Raw genomic sequence first — 19,344 nt, 5'->3', positions numbered from 1 at the left:
AGAGCCCCTCACCCCAACCCTCTCCCCACTGGGGAGAGGGAGCGCATCGCATGCGGTGTGACAGCACGTACCTGCGGTGACGGCTTACCGAAGTTCAGGCCAGCTTGACTGTCTCGGTCTTCACGTCCTTGCCGAGTGCCTCGAACACTTTCGCGACGATGCCCTTGGCATCGAGGCCAGCCTGTTCGTACATCTTTGCCGGTGAATCGTGATCGATGAAGGTGTCCGGCAGCACCAGCGTTCGCACGCGAAGGCCGCGATCGAGTGCGCCGTGATCGGCCAAGGCCTGCAGCACATGGGTGCCGAAGCCGCCGATGGAGCCTTCCTCGATGGTGATCAGCACTTCGTGCTCGCGCGCGAGCTTCAGGATCATGTCGAGATCGAGCGGCTTCATGAAGCGCGCATCGGCGACGGTGGCGGACAGGCCCAGCGTTTCGAGTTCGTCGGCGGCCTTGAGGCATTCGCCAAGACGTGCGCCGAACGAGAGCAGTGCGACCTTCGATTTTCCGCTCGCCTCGCGCATGATGCGGCCCTTACCGATCGGCAGCGGCACGCCGAATTCGGGCATCTCGACGCCGCGGCCTTCGCCGCGCGGATAACGCAGCGCGCTCGGGGCATCGTCGATCGCGACCTGCGTTGCGACCATGTGAACGAGATCGGCTTCATCCGCAGCCGCCATGATGACGAATCCGGGGAGGCAGCCGAGATAGACGTTGTCGAACGAACCCGCGTGGGTCGGGCCGTCCTGGCCGACAAGACCGGCGCGGTCGATGGCGAAGCGTACCGGAAGACGCTGGATCGCCACGTCGTGCACGACCTGATCGTAGCCGCGCTGCAGGAAGGTCGAGTAGATCGCGCAGAACGGCTTGAAACCTTCTGTCGCGAGGCCTGCGGCGAAGGTCACGGCATGCTGTTCGGCAATGCCGACATCGAAGGTGCGGTCGGGGAACGCCTTGCCGAAAATATCGACGCCGGTGCCGCCCGGCATCGCCGCGGTGATGGCGACGATCTTGTCGTCCTTGCGCGCTTCCTTGACCAGGCTTTGGCCGAACACCGACGTATAGGACGGCGCGTTGGATTTTGCCTTGGCCTGCGCGCCGGTTGCGACGTCGAACTTGGCGACGGCGTGATACTTGTCGTCGGACGCTTCGGCGGGCGCGTAGCCCTTGCCCTTCTGCGTGACGACGTGAACCAGGATAGGTCCGGTTGGCGCATCGCGCACATTGGTCAGCACCGGCAGCAGGTGGTCGAGGTTGTGGCCGTCGATCGGCCCGACATAGAAGAAGCCGAGTTCTTCGAACAGCGTGCCGCCGGTGACCATGCCGCGCGCATATTCCTCGGCGCGCAGCGCGCGGTCCTCGAAGAATTTCGGAAGTTTGTGCGCGAGATTTTTCAGCGCTTCGCGCGCCGACGCATAGGTCTTTCCGGACAGCAGCCGCGCGAGATAGGCCGACATCGCGCCGACCGGCGGAGCGATCGACATGTCGTTGTCGTTGAGAATAACGATCAGGCGCGAATGCATCGCGCCGGCATTGTTCATCGCTTCATAGGCCATGCCGGCGGACATCGAGCCGTCGCCGATCACCGCGATGACATTGTTCTTGCCGCCGGTAAGATCGCGCGCCACGGCCATGCCGAGACCGGCGGAAATCGAGGTCGAGGAGTGCGCCGCGCCGAACGGATCGTATTCGCTCTCGGCGCGCTTGGTGAACCCTGACAGGCCGTTGCCCATGCGCAGCGTGCGGATGCGGTCGCGGCGGCCGGTGAGAATCTTGTGCGGATAGGCCTGATGGCCGACGTCCCAGATGATGCGGTCGTCCGGTGTATTGAAGACGTAGTGAAGCGCGGTGGTCAGTTCGACCACGCCGAGGCCGGCGCCGAAATGGCCGCCTGTCACCGATACGGTGTCGATGGTCTCCAGCCGCAGTTCATCGGCGAACTGGCGCAACTGCTCGGGCTTGAGCTTGCGCAGCAGGTCCGGCGTCGGCGCGGCGTCGAGGAGGGGAGTCTTGCTCGAATTTGACACTTGAATATCCGCAATTATTTGGGGGCGCTCGGCCCGGCATGGAAAGATGCCCGGAAAGGTCCGAAACGGTCCCGTGGCTTATACCAATTCCAAAGTCATGCCAATCCGCCGGGCGGTGGCCATAGGTCTCACGTTTTGGGCATGACGGTGCCGGAACCGGGCGCAAAACCGCTGATTTGGCGCTGACGTGGTTACATCTGCGATGTCGTCCCCGCGAAGGCGGGGACCCATAGCACTGAGCTGGCGACCCAAAAAACAGATGCTCGATATCGTCAGTGAAATCCGACCACAGGGAGCATGGATCCGCGCTTTCGCGGGGACGAGGGCTGGGTATGTACGGGGTCGTCTGACCGATTTACTGAACGTCGAGCGGCTCGGTGCCGACAGCGTGACCTGACGCGTCGGTGGTGATCTTGTCGACACGGGCTTCGGCCTGGCGCAGCAGTTCTTCGCAGCGGCGCTTCAGGCTCTCGCCGCGCTCATAGATCGCTACCGATTCCTCGAGCGGCACCTTGCCGTCCTCGAGGCGCTTGACGATGGATTCCAATTCCTCGATCGCGCGTTCGAAGCTGAGCTGCTTGACGTCCGCATGGGGAGTGTCGGCCATGGTCGTTTTCCGAGTTCTGAATCGATGATAGCGCCGCTGAATCTAGAAACGATTTGCGGGCGCAATATGGCGGCAATGTAGCGCGATTTGCAGCAGCGAGGGAAGCTGTTCGCGCTAGTTGTTCATCAGCGCGGCGACGTGTACGGCGACCGAATCGCGCAAGCCCTGCAGGTCGTAGCCGCCTTCCAGCACGGAGACGATTCGCCCCTCGGCCGACTTGTCGGCGATCTCCATCAGCTTGCGCGTGACCCAGGCGAAATCCTCTTCTCGCAGTTCGAGACTGCCGAGCGGATCGCGCCAGTGCGCGTCGAAGCCCGCCGAAATCACGATCAGTTCGGGTGCGAACGCTTCCAGCCGCGGCAGGATCGCAATGTCAAAAGCTTCGCGGAATTCGCGGCTGCCGTTGCCGGGACGCAGCGGCGCGTTGACCACGGTGTCCTGATCGCCGCGTTCCTGCGTGGCGCCGGTGCCGGGAAACAGCGGCATCTGATGGGTCGATGCATACATCACGCTCGGATCGGACCAGAAGATTTCCTGGCTGCCGTTGCCGTGATGCACGTCGAAATCGACCACGCAGGCGCGCGCGATGCCGTACTTGCGCTGCGCGTAGCGCGCCGCGATCGCAGCGCTGTCGAAGAAGCAGAAGCCCATCGGCCGCGATGTCTCGGCATGATGCCCCGGCGGACGGGTGCCGACAAAAGCGTTGGTCCGCTTGTTCTTCATCACCGCATCGACGGCTGCAACCGCGCCACCGGTGGCGCGCAGCGCCGCTTCCCATGTCCCCGGCGACATCGTGGTGTCGCCGTCGAGATAGACCATGCCCTCTTTCGGCGCGATATGGCGCAGTTCGTCGATGTACTCGTTGCTGTGGCACAGCGCGACGACGTCGAGATCGGCTTCCGGCGCTTCGACCCGCACCAGCGATGTGAAGGGCTCCGCCGACAGTCCCTGTTCGATCGCACGCAGACGATCCGGCCGCTCGGGATGGCCGGGGGCCGTGACGTGATTGAGGCCCGCGGCATGGTGATAATAGAGTGTCGGCATGGACGGATCGATCTTTCCGTTGTCGGCGATGGCCTATCTAATCAGGCTTTCTTCTTGCGCGCAAAGAAGGCGCTGAACGCGTTCCGCGCCTCGTCCGATTTCAGCCGTTCGCCGAAATGATGCGATTCTTCATCCATCCTGCGCAATACATCCTCCCGCGCGGGCTTCAGCAGCTTGCGGGTGAGCGCCACCGCGTCCTTCGGCAGCGAACCGATTTCCCGCGCAACCTTGCGTGCCTCGACTTCGGTATGTCCGGGAGCGACAATCACATTGACGAACCCGGCCTCGCGGGCTTCGTCCGCGGTCACGGAGCGGCCCATCACCAGCATCGAAAACGCACGATGATGTCCCATGGTGCGCGGTGCCAGCAGGCTGGAGGCGGCTTCCGGAACAAGACCAAGGTGAATGAACGGCGTCGAGAACGTCGCGGTAGTCGAGGCCAGAACGTAGTCGCAATGAAACAGCATGGTGGTGCCGACACCGACCGCGATGCCGTCGACCGCGCCGATCAGCGGCTTCTCATTGTAGGCGAGCGCCTTGAGAAACTGGGTCGCTGCCATCGGGCGAGAACTGTCGTCGTTCGCGGTGTTGGCCTTGGCGAAATCCTCGAGGTCGTTGCCCGCAGTGAAGACGCCGGAGCCGCCGGAGATCACGATGCTGCGGATGTCCGGATCGTTCTGCGCGGATTTGATCGCGTCGGCCATCGCGATGTACATGCCCTGCGTCAGCGCGTTCTTCTTGTCCGGGCGGCGCATCGTGATGATGCGCGTGTTGTCTTCGTCGGTGACAATTACGTGGTCGGTCATTGGCGTTTCCTGAAATGGCGAAGGCACTGCAGCATGGAGGGCGGCTGGCGCTGCCGGTTGGTTCATCCTACATCATTGGCCAGAAACGGAATAATGGCCATTCGATTTCCACCCCTCCGTTATAAAGGGATACTGCCATGCAACTCACCGGCATCCATCACCTGACGGCGATTTCCGCGAATGCCAAGGGAAACCTGGCGTTTTACACCGGTGTGCTGGGTATGCGGCTGGTCAAAAAGACCGTCAATCAGGACGATGTCAGCGCCTACCATTTGTTTTATGCCGACGGGAAGGCCAATCCGGGAACAGACCTGACCTTCTTCGACTGGCCGGCGGCGCGGGAACACCGCGGCACCCGCAGCGTGTCGCGCACCGGCTTGCGGGTCAACGGCGAAAAGGCACTGGGTTTCTGGCAGGACCGGCTAATCAAGCTCGGCGTCCATGTCGGAAAGGTGACCGAAGTCGATGGCCGCCTGACGCTGCCGCTTGAGGACCCTGAAGGCCAGCGGCTGGTGCTGGTCGACGACGGCGGCCACGGCGAAGCCCATCCATGGGAGAAAAGTCCGGTGCCGGCAGAACACCAGATCCGCGGCCTCGGCCCGATCGTGCTGAACGTGCCTGATCTGGCACGCACCGAACGCGTGCTTGTGGATGTGATGAACATGACGCGCGTCCGCGACTACGCCTCACCCGACGGCGAGCATCGCATCAATGTTTACAGGATGGGCGAGGGCGGCCCGGCGGCGGAACTTCATGTGCTTGAGCAGAAGGATTTGCCCGCCGCGCGTCAGGGCGCCGGAGGCGTGCATCATGTCGCGTTCCGCACGCCCAATGACGAGCATTATCACGCCTGGACGGCGCGGCTCGCGGAGTTCGGCGTTCACTCCAGCGGCGAGATCGATCGCTTCTATTTCCGCAGTCTCTATTTCCGCGAACCGAACGGCATCCTGTTCGAGATCGCCACCGACGGGCCGGGTTTCGCCACCGACGAGCCGATGGAAACACTCGGGGAGAAACTGGCGCTGCCGCCGTTTCTCGAACATCGCCGCAAAGAGATCGAGACGGGGTTGAAGCCGCTGGCGTGATGCGGGTCGCTTGATGCGAGACGGTTGCTCAACGCGCAACGTCGTCCCCGCGAAAGCGGGGACCCATACTCCTTGTCCGCGTTTTGGCGAGGGCTTCAGCGTTCTTATGAGCTGGTTAGGCTGACGGTTATGGGTCCCCGCTTTCGCGGGGACGACATCGTAGGCGGTGTGCGTCCGGCTGGAAATTCCCGGCGTCTACGCGACCAGCACGACGTCCGCGCCGGTGGTTGCCGTCGACGCATCCATGATCGTGCGCTCCAGTGCGCCGGATTGCACGGTGACGTTCTCCGCGAAGAAACGCGCCAGCGCGACATAACGCTGCGCGTCATTCTGGAGGGCTTCGTCGGTGCGCGCGGCCAGCGCCTCGTTCGCCAGCATGCAGCCGCCGAGCGTGGTCGAGAACATGCGCAGATACGGCGTCGCGCCCGCGAGCGCTTCGGCCGGCGAGGTTGCGATCTTTTCCAGAAGCCACTTGCTGGTGCGCTCCACCGACGCAACCGCATCGCGCAGCTTTTCGCCGGTGGTGCCGAAGGCCGGATCGTTGGAGGCTTCCACCTTCTTGACGATCGCTGACAATTCGCCGAGCAGATCCCACACGGCTTCGCCGCCTGACATCTGCAGCTTGCGCATCAGCAGGTCGTTGGCCTGCACGCCGTTGGTGCCTTCATAGATGGTGAGAATGCGCGCATCGCGGACATACTGCGCGGCGCCGGTTTCTTCCATGAAGCCCATGCCGCCGTGCACCTGCACGCCGATGGCCGCGACCTCGTTGCCGATGTCGGTGGAGAAGGCCTTTGCCATCGGCGTCAGCAATGCACCGCGTGCCGCGGCCTTCGCCTTTACCTTCGGATCGGAGGCGCGATGCGACACGTCGATGGCGACCGCCGTCGCGTAGCAGATGGTGCGTGCCGCCGCCGTCATGCCGCGCATCAGCATCAGGTTACGCTTCACGTCGGGATACATGATGATCGGATCGGAGCCGGTGTTCTGGCTGCCGAGCGCCTTGCCCTGCTTGCGCTCCAGCGCATAGGCGAGGGCGCGCTGATAGGCGCGGTCCGCGATGCCGACGCCCTGCAAGCCGACGCCAAGGCGCGCCTGATTCATCATGGTGAACATTGCGGCCATGCCGCCGTTTTCCTTGCCGACGAGGTAGGCGATCGCTCCGCCCTTGTCGCCCATGGTCATGGTGCAGGTCGGCGAAGCGTGGATGCCGAGCTTGTGCTCGACGCCGCTGGCGTAAATGTCGTTGCGCGCGCCGAGCGAGCCGTCGGCGTTGACGAGATACTTCGGCGCCAGAAACAGCGTGATGCCTTTCGAGCCTGGAGGCGAGCCGGGCAGGCGTGCCAGAATGAAATGAACGATGTTGTCGCTCATGTCGTGGTCGCCATAGGTGATGAAGATTTTCGAGCCGAACAGACGATAGGTGCCGTCGGCCTGCTTTTCCGCGCGCGTGCGCAGCGCGCCGACGTCGGTGCCGGCCTGCGGCTCGGTGAGCTGCATGGTGCCGGGCCATTCGCCGGAGATCAGCTTGCCGAGATAGATATCTTTCAGTTCCTTGCTGCCGTGGGCATCGAGCGCGTCGATCGCGCTCAAGGTCAGCAGCGGGCAGAGGCCGAACGCGAGGTTCGAGGCGCTCCAGATTTCGTTGACGGCGGAATGCACCGCCAGCGGCAGACCCTGTCCGCCGAAGTCCTCCGAGCCGGACACCGCATTCCAGCCGCCTTCGCACCAGCGCTTGTAGGCATCCGGCCAGCCCGTCGCGGTGACAACACCTTTGTCGGTGAGCTGGATGCCTTCGCGGTCGCCGGTCTGGTTCAGCGGCTCAAGCACGTCGGTGGCGAACTTGCCAGCTTCCTCGATCACCGCGGCGGAGAACTCCGGATCGTAGCCATTATAATGTCCTGCTTCCACGGCGGCCAAAAGGCCGGCGCCGTGGTTGAGGGAGAGGAGCATGTCGTTGATCGGCGCGCGGTAGGTCATGGCATGATCTCGCTGTTCGGCTGGCCTCGGCAATCGTTTCCGCAACGTGCCGTTTGGCCGAGGCGGATGAGTGCGCAAGTCTTGCTCTCATATGTTGTTGTTTGACGGTCTCTTTCCTCGCGCTTGCGGTTTCTTGTGCGGGTCCGCCCGGCGCTCCTTTGTCTTCCCACGAAAAAGGCCGGCCCTCAACTGCGGCGCAGGCGTATCTCAGGTATGCCACGCGGCCTGATGACCGGCTGGAACGCCGAGGTCTGCCTCGATCTTCCGCCGTTCCCAACACCTCCGCGCGAGGCGGAGGCCGGTCCGGTCACTGGAATCGGCGCGATTTTTCCTTTTCTGGCGGCATTTTCCCACCAAAAAAGCGGGTTTCCACTTTGCCGGAAAATGCTCTAAGACCTGCGCAGCTACGGTGAATCGGTGCGGCTCAGGGTTTCCGGAAGGAAGCCGGCCCGCCGCCTTCCGACAATGAGCGGCGCGAGGCGGCGGGACCGGGTCCTGCCGCGAACCGTTCAGCGCTATTGGGGCGTCGCCAAGTGGTAAGGCAGGGGATTTTGATTCCCCCATGCGGAGGTTCGAATCCTCCCGCCCCAGCCAGCCAGTCCGGCTTTTATAGAATATTATTTTTTTAGTGCAGAAATGCCCGCAAATGGCGGGCTTTTCATGCGTAAGGAGTCTCTGTGGAGACCGATGTTCGCACCAATTCCTCCGGAAATCCCTGAAAGTCTCCATGTATTCATTGGAAAATTCCCGTTTTTTGGAGACTGGCATTGGAGACCGGAGAAAAAAACCACTGCTTGGGGCGGCGGCAGTGGTAATCGCAACCTTTGGCGGCGAGCGTAGGGACTGCAGTGGACAAATTCGGGGTGACACCGGCAACCCCATCGAAGCTTTTATAGAGCCTTGCTTAGTTGAACTCGCTTTGAGAGCGCTTCCCGGCTTTCTTTTCGTTCGCTGTATCGGTTTGTGAGATATGCCGATTCATTTCGCGTCAGCAGTGTGAACTTTACCAGTTCTTCCATCACGTCGACCATGCGGTCGTAGTACGGCGATGGTTTCATACGGCCGCAATCATCAAATTGTTCGTATGCCTTCGCCACTGAGGATTGATTTGGAATCGTGATCATCCGCATCCAGCGGCCAAGAACGCGAAGCTGATTGACTGCGTTAAACGATTGCGAGCCGCCACTGACTTGCATCACGGCTAACGTTTTTCCTTGCGTGGGCCGAACAGCCCCAATCGAGAGCGGTATCCAGTCGATTTGAGTTTTTATGATGCCGGTCATTGCACCGTGGCGCTCAGGACTGCACCAAACCTGGCCCTCCGACCATGTCGAAAGGTCGCGCAGCTCTTCAACTTTTGGGTGGTCGCTGGGGGCGTCATCGGGCAGCGGCAAACCTGTGGGATTAAAGACGCGGGTTTCCGCACCGAAGGCTTCAAGCAGGCGCGCGGCTTCCATTGTTGCAAAGCGGCTAAAAGACCGCTCCCGCAATGAGCCGTACAGCAACAAAATTCGCGGCCGGTGAGTCGCTCGCGTTGGCGGACCTAAGTCAGTCCTAGGCAATTCAAAAGCTCCCCTATCGATATTGGGAAGGCCAAGCAGGTCAGGCGGCATCGATAACCTCGCCATCCTCTTTCACAAACCGGCCGATATGTGGGTTCGGTAGTAAATCAAGCACCGCCTCGGATGGACGACAGAGCTTTATGCCCTTTGCGGTAACTACAATTGGCCGATTGATCAGAATCGGAGTCGCCAGCATGAAGTCGATGAGATCATTATCGCTCCACTTGGAATCGGCCAACCCAAGCTGAGCGTAAGGCGTGCCCTTCTCACGGAGCAAAGACCGCACCGGCATTCGCATTTTATCGATCAACTCAATCAGCCTTTCACGTGCGGGCGGCGTTCTGAGATATTCAATTACGATTGGCTCGACACCGCTTTGCCTAATCATAGCCAGTGTGTTGCGTGAAGTACCGCATTCTGGATTGTGATAGATCGTGATGCTCATAATTGAGCCTCCGGATTTAGAGCAGGGGCGTCTCGCTCCGGGCGCAATAGCCAAGACATGACTGCGAGACCAACGAGTGCGCCGCAGAATTCCGCTAGAATGAATCCGGGCAAGTCGTGCGGCCGAATGCCGGAGAACGTATTTGTTAATGAGCGCGCGATCGCTACGGCCGGATTTGCAAATGAGGTTGATGCTGTGAACCAATAAGCGGCTGTGATGTAGAGGCCGACTAACCACGGTATGGCGTCTTTCTGAAATCGAATGCCAGCAAGGATTGTTGCAACGAGTCCGAAGGCCGCAATACCTTCCGCGAACCATTGTGAGCTGCCGGTTCGTGCTTTTAGAGAGACATCGAGAATGGGTAGGGCGAACATCAAATGCGCCATGATCGTGCCGACAATTCCGCCCGCGATCTGGGCCAGGACGTAAAGCAGACCAGTGCCGACTGACAACTCTCGCTTAAGCGCAAATACCAGTGTCACGGCTGGATTAAAGTGGGCGCCGGAAATTGGACCGAGGATTGTGATCAGTACGACGAGAATGGCGCCGGTTGGTAAGGTATTGCCGAGCAGAGCTAAGGCAACATCTTTCGTGAGCGTTTCGGCCATGATGCCAGAACCCACAACTGTCGCCACGAGCAACGCTGTTCCCAGTCCTTCGGCGACCAGTCGACGTGGCAGATCGAAAGCAAGCATCAGCCGGCTTTCTCTTGACCTAATGTCGATCCGTCGAGACGGCCGATTTCGCGCAGTTGAGTGCCGAGCGACAGCTTATCGATTCCGGAAAGCGGCAGGCTGGTAAACGCGATCAGTCTATTTTTCAGATAACGAAACGCTGTAAGGAATGCGGCGTGCTTCTGAAAGTCGTTACCTTCCACGGCGGCTGGATCCTCAATCCCCCAATGCGCGGTCATTGGTTGTCCTGGCCAGATAGGGCAGGATTCACCGGCTGCGTTATCGCAAACAGTGAACACGAAATCCATCACGGGTGCGTCGGGAGCGGCAAACTCTAGCCAGCTTTTTGAGCGCATGCCTTCAGTTGGATATTCCAAACTTTCAAGAACTTTCAGTGCGAAAGGGTTCACTTCTCCTTTTGGCTCACTTCCTGCCGAGAAAGATTGAAAGCGACCACGACCATCCTTTCGCAAAATCGATTCAGCGAGGATCGAACGCGCGGAATTACCGGTGCAGAGAAACAGGACATTGAAAATTCTATCTGACATTACGTTTTCCCTTTGGAGAACAAGAGGACAGGCTTTCAATCAAGGGCGCACACACCTCGGGGCGACCACCGCAGCAGTCCTTGACCAAAAACAGCGTGACCTCTTGAAGTACGGATAAATTGGCGCGGTAGATGATCGAACGGCTATGGCGCTCGCCCATTACAAGTCCCGCACGTGATAAGATTGAAAGATGAGATGAGAGAGTATTCTGCGGAACGCCCACAAGACGCGCTAATTCGCCAGCCGGCACGCCGTCAGGTTCGTGCTTCACCAGAATGCGGAAGGTATTGAGGCGAGTTGCCTGTGCGAGCGCGGCGAAGGCGTCAATTGCTGCTAAAGGTTCCATATATCCAGAATAACAGATATATTGATACGGTCAACGGCGCTACGAAGCAGCAACTTCGGCCTAATATTCCCGAATCTGCTGGTGCAGGAGCAGAGACCGGTTCGATCAGGAATGCGTGAGTTCGAATCCTCTCACTCCAGCCAGCCAGTCCGGCTTTTGGAGATTTTCTTACTTTGAGGCGAGAAATGCTCGCAATTAGCGGGCTTTTTAGGCATTTGGAATCTCCACAGAGACCGATGTTCGCCCCAGCTCCTCCGAAAAATCCCGGAAGTCTCCCGGTATACATTGGGAAATTCCCGTTTTCTGGAGACTCGCCTTAGAGACAAAAGAATAAAACCACTGCGCGGTAGGGTTGGCAGTGTCAGAGAGCCTCAACAGGAAGGAGACGTTGCTATCTGTTGAGGTCTAAATCGGCAAATAGGGGCGCGTGTACCAAAAGAGAACCAGCGATTCGATTGTTTACAACGAGCGTTTTGGAATCCCTGCGATTCCAAATTGCATAGCCAGATCAGAGAAGGTCCATGCGGGGCGAGTGGTTGCTGAAAACATTTCGCCGTATTGCCTTAGGGTGGTCACCCGAAAGCACCGTTGCTTGCTCCAATTGCTTTGAGGATATGGGATTGCGTCTTGAAGCAATGATGCTCGGACGCACGGACCAATCAGCGTGCCCAAGGTGCAGAGACGCCTTTGGCAAAAAACTCACAAAGAACGACGTCGAGGAATTGCAAAATGAGTTCTTCTCGCTTGCAACGGCTCCTCACAAATCGAACATGCGGTTGGTTGCGTTGCGAATTGAACAAGATACTGCAGATCAAGTCGAGAAGCTGCGCCCGGAAACATGGCGTGATTGGCACTTAATTCAACAGTTAGTTGGAGGCAATTTAGGATATTCCGCGCCGCGACTGTTCTACTTCGGTGTGACTAACCACCTTGACGGCCCAAACGGCAGCCTTACGAAAGAAATGATTTCTGATGAAATCCTACCGAGACTAAGAAGCCGAGCTCTGGGCAATACAGACGTGTTCTTTAGAATCCGCCTCAATATTGATCAGAGTAAGCGCTTCGACCTCGTACAGTTTGACAGCCCACCTCTCCGCAGACGAGGATTTGGTCGCTTCGATTATTCAAACGCACCGGTGCTGTATGGATCACCGAGTTTAAAAGTCTGTGTGCACGAGTGCAGAGTTACTTTTGGTGATGACGTTTATGTAGCGACGATCCGGCCCACTAGGCAGCTAAACTTGATCGATTTCACGGGTAATTTTGATCAACCTCAGGACGTCGACCCCTTTGATGATCTTAGTTGGTTCTTCAATGGACTGCTTGCGTCGTCAGATTCTCGCGCCTATCGACACTGTAGACGTATTGTAAAAATGTTGCGCGATGAGACGGGAGCAGATGGCATTATCTACAACAGTTTCTTCACGCGCGTGATGGGAGATGATGATCAAAGTCCCGCGATCAACTATGCTTTATTTGGGCGTCCTATCGCGGAAGGGAAAATTGAAGTGCTTTCGATGAACACGTTGCAGCTCAATACAATCAAGTACGATTTCAACCTTGGACCAATCTTTGACTAGCATGGAATTCTTATGATCAAGATAGTGCAATCCGTCCTGCCTGTTGGTCGGCACTTCGGACTTTGGGGCAGTCACGTTTGCTGGCCCTCACCATGCTAATTCCATTTTTAGGAACGCTAATATTATTCAATCAGTACGTCATCGATGTTCTTGCCATGTCGCCTGAGGTGTCGACGCGGTGGTTAGGCGGAAACGATCATGGTGCATCGACCAGCCAAGTGTTGACGGTAAACAGGCTTGTCACGACTTATTTTGGATTGGTTCTCCTTGGAGGAGCTTCATTCTTTTTCACTCTCGCGTGTCCTCGGGAGGTTAAAGCTTACGGTAGCGCGCAATCGTATATCGAAACTGAGAGGCCGTTCGTAACCTCAGCTCGTACAGCGCTGCTAGTCACTGCAGTGGCAAATGATTATCTCGTGAACACGGGCGAGGAGGAGGCGATACGCTGGTGGCCGCCCCTTAAGAAAATCGCTTATCCGTCGGAGCTGGAGCTTCTCTTTGAGGGAGTAACACGACAGATATCTGATAGGAGTATCGAAGGTGTTGAGGATGTCGATATCCATTCTGGGAATGGCAATATTCATGCTGAGAAAGTCGCGAGAATTCTGCGTGCGCAAATCAGGGCGTTACGCGTAGTGTGGGGACGTTCCACGCTGAGGCTGAGAAATACAGCATAGATTTGCTTTCCCATTCTTTATCTCGCAGGCTTTTCTGTCCTGTCCTATCCAACCAGCACGACTATGTACCAAATCTTGAGGCGGCTTTTCGCCTGATCAAAAGGTTTCCGAGAGGAATTTTCAATGAATGTGGTGGGGGAATTTTTAGCACACATGTGGAGCTATAAACTTTCCGTATTTCCCGTTCTTCTGACTTATCTTTTGTTCGATGCTCAAGCGATTGTTCGGCGATTGACCCGAAAGGCTTACGTTCCCATCTATTTCATGTTCTTCCCCTTGGGCCATTCGGACAAGCTATATGCCCAGTATTTTAATGAGGACGATGTTTACTGGGTTGGCGCGTCTATGACACCCAAACAAAAGATATCTCTTAGGAATCGCATCAGGCGTCACGCGATAATATCGATGTTGCTCGCAGCTGTGTTCGCGCCGTGGGTCTGTGGATTTCTTGCGGCTCTTTACTTGCCGCGCGATCAGTTTTTGGAGTTTGTATGGTTTTTGATGATAGTGAAGACGCTCTTGATTGCGAGGGCGTTGTATGAATTACGAGCAAATGCGTGGTTTGTTGAGAGAAGTAATTCGTTTTTATTTCTTTGCGTAATTTATGTTGGCTATCTGTTGTTGATCTTAAGGGGCACAACGAAATCTTACGGTTGGGCGGCAGAAAATCTCAACACACTTGGTGTGTTGGGCACGCTTTGGGGGCTACTGGACTACGCCTATGTGGACATTTTCATAAATATCTTCGTGGTATCTGCGGCAACGTGGGCCGTTACGACGCGATACACCGATCCCGCACTTATTCCTCAGCCTTATAAGGAGGAGTCCAATGACGATACAAACAGCGCGTCCACTGTTGCGTCGGATTAGTGCAGGTGGCTCGATCAATCCTTACGCGATAGCTTTTATACTAACCGAGAGAACCTTTCGTGGGCCGGTCGTTCGGGTGATGGAGCTTCTCTACTCTGCGGTGCTGATCTTCATTGGCCGATCTGAGCCGAGGATTACTATTGGCCATTCGCAGGTATCGTTCCAATTCTGGCGGTTCTGCTTTGGGCGACGAAATTCCGCGCTCCTTTTTGGGGCGCTAAGTTTGGAGGCGAGTTACAGGGTCTGTTGCCTTTACCTTGAGGCTCATCAGCCGCAATCCCTCAGGCAGATGCTGATCTGCTACAATGGAAAGCCGAGCCAGCTTTATGCGAGCCGGTTCATTGAGAACTTGAATATCGTGCTGACGCTCGCGGCCAGTATGCGCATTGAGACTGCACGAATGTTGCCGTCCAAGTAAGTTTTGCTGATAGGCAATTCCGAGGGAACAGTGATGTGGTTGAGGGCTGGAAAATATTTGCTGCTGGTGTCGGGCTGGATTGCGGCTCTTTTTATTGGCGTTTTGGAGTTGCCTCAAAAGGTCCATTCGTTTTTCGAGACTTTGCCAGCTGCGAGGAGTGACGTCGCGACGTGGTGGAACCTCAATGTAGAGTTCACCGGCGCGTGGACCAATGAGGGAGATATCATTTCAACGATAGCGATGCCGATGGCTTTGAGCATGCGCGTTTACAGCAAAAAAATTGACGGAGAAATATGGTCTGATGGACTAAGCAACTCGATCCATCCTGTTATTTTGCTAGGCGGAGAATTGCGCGGTGGGGAGCTTCAGGCTTATGCATTTGATTATATCGAAGGGAAGGAGACGGTCTATGCGACCTTCAAGATCAAAAAGATGGGTGATAGGCTCGTTTTGGAAACGCTTGAGCAGCCCGTTGAATTCTTTCCAAAACAGGCAGAGCTTTTCGCGAATTCCGATGCTTTGAAAGATAAGCCTCTCACAAATTTCGATCTGATAACCAAAAGTTTGAAGGCCAGCAGAAAGTAACGGAAGCGGGAAAACGTCTTCAGCCCGAATAAGTTTGGAATCTTCCCAACTTATAGCCACGAACGAAACCTTTCGAGGTGCTGACCTCAAGAAACTCATTGGCCACGATCAGCGCCCGGATAGCAGCGCGCGTATCACCATCGCAAGCAGCTATTGCTTGATCGACAGCAGCGTCTAGCCGCTCCAATTCCGTCTGTGGATTTGGTTGTGGAAGTGCCGACATGCCGCTGTTCCGTGTTGACCGCCTGACTATGATGTTCTTATTTTGTTCTCATGGAGTCAAGAGAGCCAAAACGCCGATTTCCACCGCCTTGGAAGGTAAAATTCCAAGAGCATGGGTACGATGTTCAAGATGCTACGGGCTTTCGATTAGCGACGGTGTATTGCGATGAGGCGCTAAGCGCTGCGAAGTGGAGGGATGCGAGCAGTCTCTTTCCAACGCGGGACGAAGCGCGGCGCATCGCAAAAGCAATTGCGCGTCTTCCCGAATTTTTGACGCAACGGAAGGGCTTCGAGCCGCGCGGAGAAGGCGTGCGATGGAAGGCGAGCCGTCCATACCATGTCGCATTGGAGGATTTGTACGTCCGAGCCAATTGGGACGAAATCAATGCACTCTGCAAGCTGAATGGGCTTCCATTCAATGCGACGGGAGAAAAAATCGGAGAGGGAGGAATATGGTGCGTTTATGAATTCGAAAGGCAGCTAGACGCCATACAATTTTGGAACGCCTTCAACGGACGTTGGCTTCGAGGCAGTGAGTATGTTCATCCCGAGCCGCCAAAGGACTTCCCGCCGCTAAAGTCGATAAAGGAATGGGCCAAATTCAATCGCGGAAAAGGAGGACGCGATCCAAACAACGGATGGCTTTAATCTCGCTAAGATCATTCATTTGGTTCGTCAAATTTAGTGAATGCATCTTTTCCGAATAGTTCGATGTCGCGCTGAATAGCTCTAAAGAGGCTTGATCCTGTAAAGCCGCTAGGATTGGCTAGTGGTTTCCCGCCATCCGCACCAAGTCGATACGTTCCATAACATCGGTTCAGCGATTCCGACGCCCATTAACTTCGAACGTCAGACCCGCTTTGAAAATCTCTGCGCAGCGGTGATCCGATTGGCGAGAAGGTCAACCTCGCGCCGGTAAATCTCATCGCGTAAGAACTTGAGCTCCTCAGCGTGGCTGGCTTCGGCGACATCAACATACCAAGCTTTCGGCCGGCCGTCGGATCCATCATTCCAGCGATACTTGCGCTTTTTTAGTATCTCACGGAGGTCAAAAGGGGATTGCTCGGCCCATATGCGCACAGTCGGCTTTCGAGCCGATTCAAGCAGTAACGCAAGTGCCGTGTTCTCACTTCCGTTAGGCTTCATCGACATAATTTCCAGCAGCGCCTTGCAATCGTCGGCTGCTCGATGTGAATGATGAAAGTAACCGCATCCGGCTAAAAGGTAGGCCAAGCGGGATCCTTCAAAACCTAGCTTTCGCCATTCCACTTGGGTTGCCGAGCAGGCCCAGTATTTGTGCTCAAAGGCTGGCCAATATCGCTCGCTAAACTGCCGGTCGAATGCCGCATTGTGAGCAATGATGATTGCTGCATCTGCAACAAAGTTATTGACGTCATCGGTCGAAATCTTGTGACCAGCTACTAGTGCATCGGTAATGGTTAGCTCTACAATCTCGGACGGTATCGGCGCAGAAGGTTCGTTAAACTCCTCAAAAACTGCGGTGACATGTGTGATTTCACCGGACGGAAGATAGGCGAATTTCACCATCCCAATTCAATGATCTCGTCCTTACTTGGGTCGAGACCGGTCGTCTCAACGTCGAGCGCCAAACCAATCCGAGTGCCGGCACACATATCTTGCGCGCGGACTTCTCGTGGTTTCAGTCGACGAAGAACGCGATAGTCTGGGGAGAGGGCGAGCTTTTGCGCCATGGCGTCGAGTTCGGAATTTGATACAGTCATAGAATTAGCAATCCGTAATGAAGCACAGCACTTTATGTGGAATATTTATCATATTGAACTGGTCGCCAGACCTTTCCAAGGGCTGCTTCAATCTTTGCAGGTGTGCCGGCCGGCAATCAACACTCGGGTCCGTTGATGTCCCTCTCATCAACCGAGTGGAAGCTTGTTCGCGCGCAGGTTATTCAGCGGGATAACTCCACATGTGTGGAGTGCGGTATTCCCGCCGAAAGCGAAGACGTTGATGTGCATCATTTGCTGCCGCGGTCAGCGGGTGGTGCCGACGACCCATCAAATCTTGTCACTCTGTGTGACGGCTGCCACGCCGCGCACCACCCAAAGCTTGCAGGCAGTCTCGCTCGGCGCGCTATGGAGTGCTGGGCCGTTCGTTTGGCACGCTGGCTGGACCGAGAAGGAGAAGTAGTCCCCGAGAGCCAGGCCTTTGGTCCATTGCTCCGACTTTTCGGTCTCGACCGGTTCAAAGAAGGCCAACTGCCGATTATCCAAGCGGCTTTGACAGGACGTTCATTGTTGGTCGTAAGTCCGACGGGGTTCGGCAAGACCTTGTGTTTCCAACTGCCTGCTGTCGTCAGAAAAAGCGTCAGTATTGTCGTATCCCCGCTAAAGGCGTTGATGGGAGAGCAGGTGTCCTCGCTCCTTCGCCGTAAGATTCCGGCGAGCTTCATTAATAGCGATCTCGACCCAAGCGAGAAACGTCTTCGTTATCAGCTTTTATCAAAAGGCAGCTTTAAGCTTCTGTATGCAGCGCCTGAGCGGTTTTTCGTAAGGAGCCAGGCCGAGCAGCAAGTGCTGCGCACGATGCGACCCAGCTTTTTGGTGATTGATGAGGCTCATTGCGTCGATCAATGGGGGCGGGATTTTCGGCCCGAATACGGCCGGCTTAAGGAAGTAAGGGAGGCGTTAGGATCCCCTCCGATCCTTGCATTCACTGCTACCGCCGGTACGGAGATGCAACAGCGCATTCTTCACTCTCTCGGTATTCCTGACGCACAGGTGTTTGTTCGCGGCGTCGATAGGCCTAACATTGCATTGCTGCGTTGGCGGGCGTCCATCGACAAAAGACCGGTGATCATCGCAGATATTTGCCGGCTTTCTTTGCCGAGCAACGGTAAGCTGATGATTTTCGTGCCGACCCGCAAAATTGGTGAAGCACTGCAGGCCCATCTGGCTGGTGAGGGGCTTGAGACGCCGTTCTATCATTCGCAGCTCGGCAATGGCTGGGAGCGAGAACAGTTACTTAAGCGCTTCGTTGGCGATAGTCGGCCTGTCGTTGACCGAATTATCTGCACAAGTGCTTTCGGGATGGGTCTCGATGTGCCGAATGTGCGCATGGTGGTTCATTGGCAGCACCCTGCCTCAATTGAAGACTACCTCCAGGAATTCGGCCGCGCCGGTCGCGACGGCGCGCCGTCGATCGCCGTTCTGCTGCAGGGAGAAGGCGAGGCGAGGGAAGATATCGGACTGCTGCGATACATGGCTCAACGCGCGATCAACGGGGCGGGCCTGAGCGATGATTCGGCGGCCTTAGCGTTGCGATACAAACATAATCAAATCGCTGCCATGGCTAAAATGGCCGGCTACAATACCTGCTTCCGCGCGGCGTTGGTCGGCTATTTCAAAGGGCCTGAGAAGCCTGTGCGAAAAAGCATAGCCACGCGAATTATGGAATGGGTCTTTGCCGATGCTAGGCTTAGTCAAAGCCGAGTGGCTTGCTGCGATGCTTGCCATCAGGCCGCCATCGTCAAGCAGGGGAAACTAAATTTCATTCGAAAGGTGATAGGCTCTTAGTGGGCCTGATCATTCCATAATATCGGGTTGGCAACTCGTGGCATTTCTCCAATAAACGGAGATAGATCTAGCTTTGCCGTCTACGAGGAGCTGCCTGAATTGGCGGAATTTCGTGAGTTCGACTAACATTTATTTGTCGTTGACCGATTCGCGCGATGATCCGATACAAATCGCTAGCAGTTGCCTAAAGCGAGCATAGCATCCGTCAGTCACTCTGAACGCGATCGCCCTGTACAACTCGCGAGTTATGTGGGTCGGGCGCTACCAAGCGCATTCGCGAGCTGCATTTGCGATTGCGAGTTTTTTTAGCCACGACATGGC

General features: G+C 56.5%; 19 protein-coding genes and 1 tRNA gene. 8 read left to right on the top strand and 12 right to left on the bottom strand.

The annotated features are described in order from the left end of the window. Positions 1–94: 94 nt before the first annotated feature. The 4 genes from dxs to ACP7AL_RS13185 form a co-directional block, all read right to left on the bottom strand. Positions 95–2,026 (bottom strand): 1-deoxy-D-xylulose-5-phosphate synthase, encoded by a 1,932-nt coding sequence (gene dxs / locus ACP7AL_RS13200; RefSeq protein ID WP_425991963.1) that lies wholly within the window; start codon positions 2,024–2,026, stop codon positions 95–97. A gap of 355 nt (positions 2,027–2,381) precedes the next feature. Further along, positions 2,382–2,633, bottom strand: coding sequence for an exodeoxyribonuclease VII small subunit (locus ACP7AL_RS13195; protein WP_006019109.1), 252 nt, complete (start codon positions 2,631–2,633; stop codon positions 2,382–2,384). Between the two features lie 114 nt (positions 2,634–2,747). Continuing rightward, positions 2,748–3,677, bottom strand: a complete 930-nt coding sequence (locus ACP7AL_RS13190) for a histone deacetylase family protein (protein ID WP_425991960.1) — start codon at positions 3,675–3,677, stop codon at positions 2,748–2,750. Between the two features lie 41 nt (positions 3,678–3,718). After that, entirely contained in the window at positions 3,719–4,483 is a 765-nt protein-coding gene (locus tag ACP7AL_RS13185) for a crotonase/enoyl-CoA hydratase family protein (protein ID WP_425991958.1), read from the bottom strand. A gap of 137 nt (positions 4,484–4,620) precedes the next feature. Between ACP7AL_RS13185 and ACP7AL_RS13180 the strand changes: the two genes are divergently transcribed. Next, positions 4,621–5,568 (top strand): ring-cleaving dioxygenase, encoded by a 948-nt coding sequence (locus ACP7AL_RS13180; RefSeq protein WP_425991956.1) that lies wholly within the window; start codon positions 4,621–4,623, stop codon positions 5,566–5,568. A 195-nt stretch (positions 5,569–5,763) separates the two neighbouring features. Here the strand turns inward: ACP7AL_RS13180 and ACP7AL_RS13175 are convergent, their stop codons facing one another. Continuing rightward, positions 5,764–7,548 (bottom strand): acyl-CoA dehydrogenase, encoded by a 1,785-nt coding sequence (locus tag ACP7AL_RS13175; protein ID WP_425991954.1) that lies wholly within the window; start codon positions 7,546–7,548, stop codon positions 5,764–5,766. A gap of 228 nt (positions 7,549–7,776) precedes the next feature. Between ACP7AL_RS13175 and ACP7AL_RS13170 the strand changes: the two genes are divergently transcribed. Further along, complete coding sequence (locus ACP7AL_RS13170; RefSeq protein ID WP_425991952.1) at positions 7,777–7,941, top strand: hypothetical protein; 165 nt, start codon at positions 7,777–7,779, stop codon at positions 7,939–7,941. 126 nt (positions 7,942–8,067) lie between these two features. After that, a tRNA-Gln gene (locus tag ACP7AL_RS13165) sits at positions 8,068–8,142 on the top strand. A 296-nt stretch (positions 8,143–8,438) separates the two neighbouring features. Here ACP7AL_RS13165 and arsH read toward each other — a convergent pair. The 5 genes from arsH to ACP7AL_RS13140 are packed head-to-tail and all read right to left on the bottom strand — an operon-like array spanning position 8,439 to position 11,123. Then, positions 8,439–9,161, bottom strand: coding sequence for an arsenical resistance protein ArsH (gene arsH, locus ACP7AL_RS13160; protein ID WP_425991950.1), 723 nt, complete (start codon positions 9,159–9,161; stop codon positions 8,439–8,441). Continuing rightward, a complete protein-coding gene (gene arsC / locus ACP7AL_RS13155) occupies positions 9,151–9,555 on the bottom strand; it encodes an arsenate reductase (glutaredoxin) (RefSeq protein WP_425991948.1) in 405 nt (134 codons plus the stop codon). The genes arsH and arsC overlap by 11 nt, the downstream gene beginning before the upstream one ends. Then, positions 9,552–10,250, bottom strand: coding sequence for an aquaporin (locus tag ACP7AL_RS13150; protein ID WP_425991946.1), 699 nt, complete (start codon positions 10,248–10,250; stop codon positions 9,552–9,554). The genes arsC and ACP7AL_RS13150 overlap by 4 nt, the downstream gene beginning before the upstream one ends. Next, positions 10,250–10,777 (bottom strand): arsenate reductase ArsC, encoded by a 528-nt coding sequence (locus ACP7AL_RS13145; RefSeq protein ID WP_425991944.1) that lies wholly within the window; start codon positions 10,775–10,777, stop codon positions 10,250–10,252. Before ACP7AL_RS13145 ends, ACP7AL_RS13150 begins: the two co-directional genes overlap by 1 nt. After that, positions 10,767–11,123, bottom strand: a complete 357-nt coding sequence (locus ACP7AL_RS13140; RefSeq protein WP_425991942.1) for an ArsR/SmtB family transcription factor — start codon at positions 11,121–11,123, stop codon at positions 10,767–10,769. Before ACP7AL_RS13140 ends, ACP7AL_RS13145 begins: the two co-directional genes overlap by 11 nt. Before the next feature lie 521 nt (positions 11,124–11,644). Between ACP7AL_RS13140 and ACP7AL_RS13135 the strand changes: the two genes are divergently transcribed. The 4 genes from ACP7AL_RS13135 (at position 11,645) to ACP7AL_RS13120 (ending at position 15,253) form a co-directional block, all read left to right on the top strand. Beyond that, positions 11,645–12,703 carry an RES family NAD+ phosphorylase gene (locus ACP7AL_RS13135; protein WP_425991940.1) on the top strand — a complete coding sequence of 353 codons (1,059 nt, stop codon included), beginning with the start codon at positions 11,645–11,647 and terminating at the stop codon, positions 12,701–12,703. A gap of 77 nt (positions 12,704–12,780) precedes the next feature. Beyond that, positions 12,781–13,380 (top strand): hypothetical protein, encoded by a 600-nt coding sequence (locus ACP7AL_RS13130; RefSeq protein ID WP_425991938.1) that lies wholly within the window; start codon positions 12,781–12,783, stop codon positions 13,378–13,380. 123 nt (positions 13,381–13,503) lie between these two features. After that, complete coding sequence (locus ACP7AL_RS13125; protein WP_425991936.1) at positions 13,504–14,250, top strand: hypothetical protein; 747 nt, start codon at positions 13,504–13,506, stop codon at positions 14,248–14,250. Positions 14,251–14,725: 475 nt separating this feature from the next. Then, positions 14,726–15,253 (top strand): hypothetical protein, encoded by a 528-nt coding sequence (locus ACP7AL_RS13120; protein ID WP_425991934.1) that lies wholly within the window; start codon positions 14,726–14,728, stop codon positions 15,251–15,253. 19 nt (positions 15,254–15,272) lie between these two features. Here the strand turns inward: ACP7AL_RS13120 and ACP7AL_RS13115 are convergent, their stop codons facing one another. Together ACP7AL_RS13115 and ACP7AL_RS13110 are read right to left on the bottom strand one after the other, a co-directional pair. After that, complete coding sequence (locus ACP7AL_RS13115; protein ID WP_425991932.1) at positions 15,273–15,476, bottom strand: hypothetical protein; 204 nt, start codon at positions 15,474–15,476, stop codon at positions 15,273–15,275. Between the two features lie 848 nt (positions 15,477–16,324). After that, the gene (locus tag ACP7AL_RS13110) at positions 16,325–17,023 is read right to left on the bottom strand and encodes a 3'-5' exonuclease (RefSeq protein WP_425991930.1); all 699 of its coding nucleotides are present in this window, start codon (positions 17,021–17,023) and stop codon (positions 16,325–16,327) included. 329 nt (positions 17,024–17,352) lie between these two features. On the opposite strand from ACP7AL_RS13110, the gene ACP7AL_RS13105 reads away from it, so the two are divergent. Further along, positions 17,353–19,023: a RecQ family ATP-dependent DNA helicase gene (locus ACP7AL_RS13105; RefSeq protein WP_425991928.1), complete on the top strand. Its 1,671-nt coding sequence runs from the start codon at positions 17,353–17,355 to the stop codon at positions 19,021–19,023. Positions 19,024–19,344: the final 321 nt, after the last annotated feature.

The organism is Afipia sp. DC4300-2b1 (genome assembly GCF_049895725.1).
Classification (GTDB): domain Bacteria; phylum Pseudomonadota; class Alphaproteobacteria; order Rhizobiales; family Xanthobacteraceae; genus Afipia; species Afipia broomeae.
Note: the sequence above shows the minus strand (reverse complement) of the source record. Positions and strands in the feature narration are given on the sequence as shown.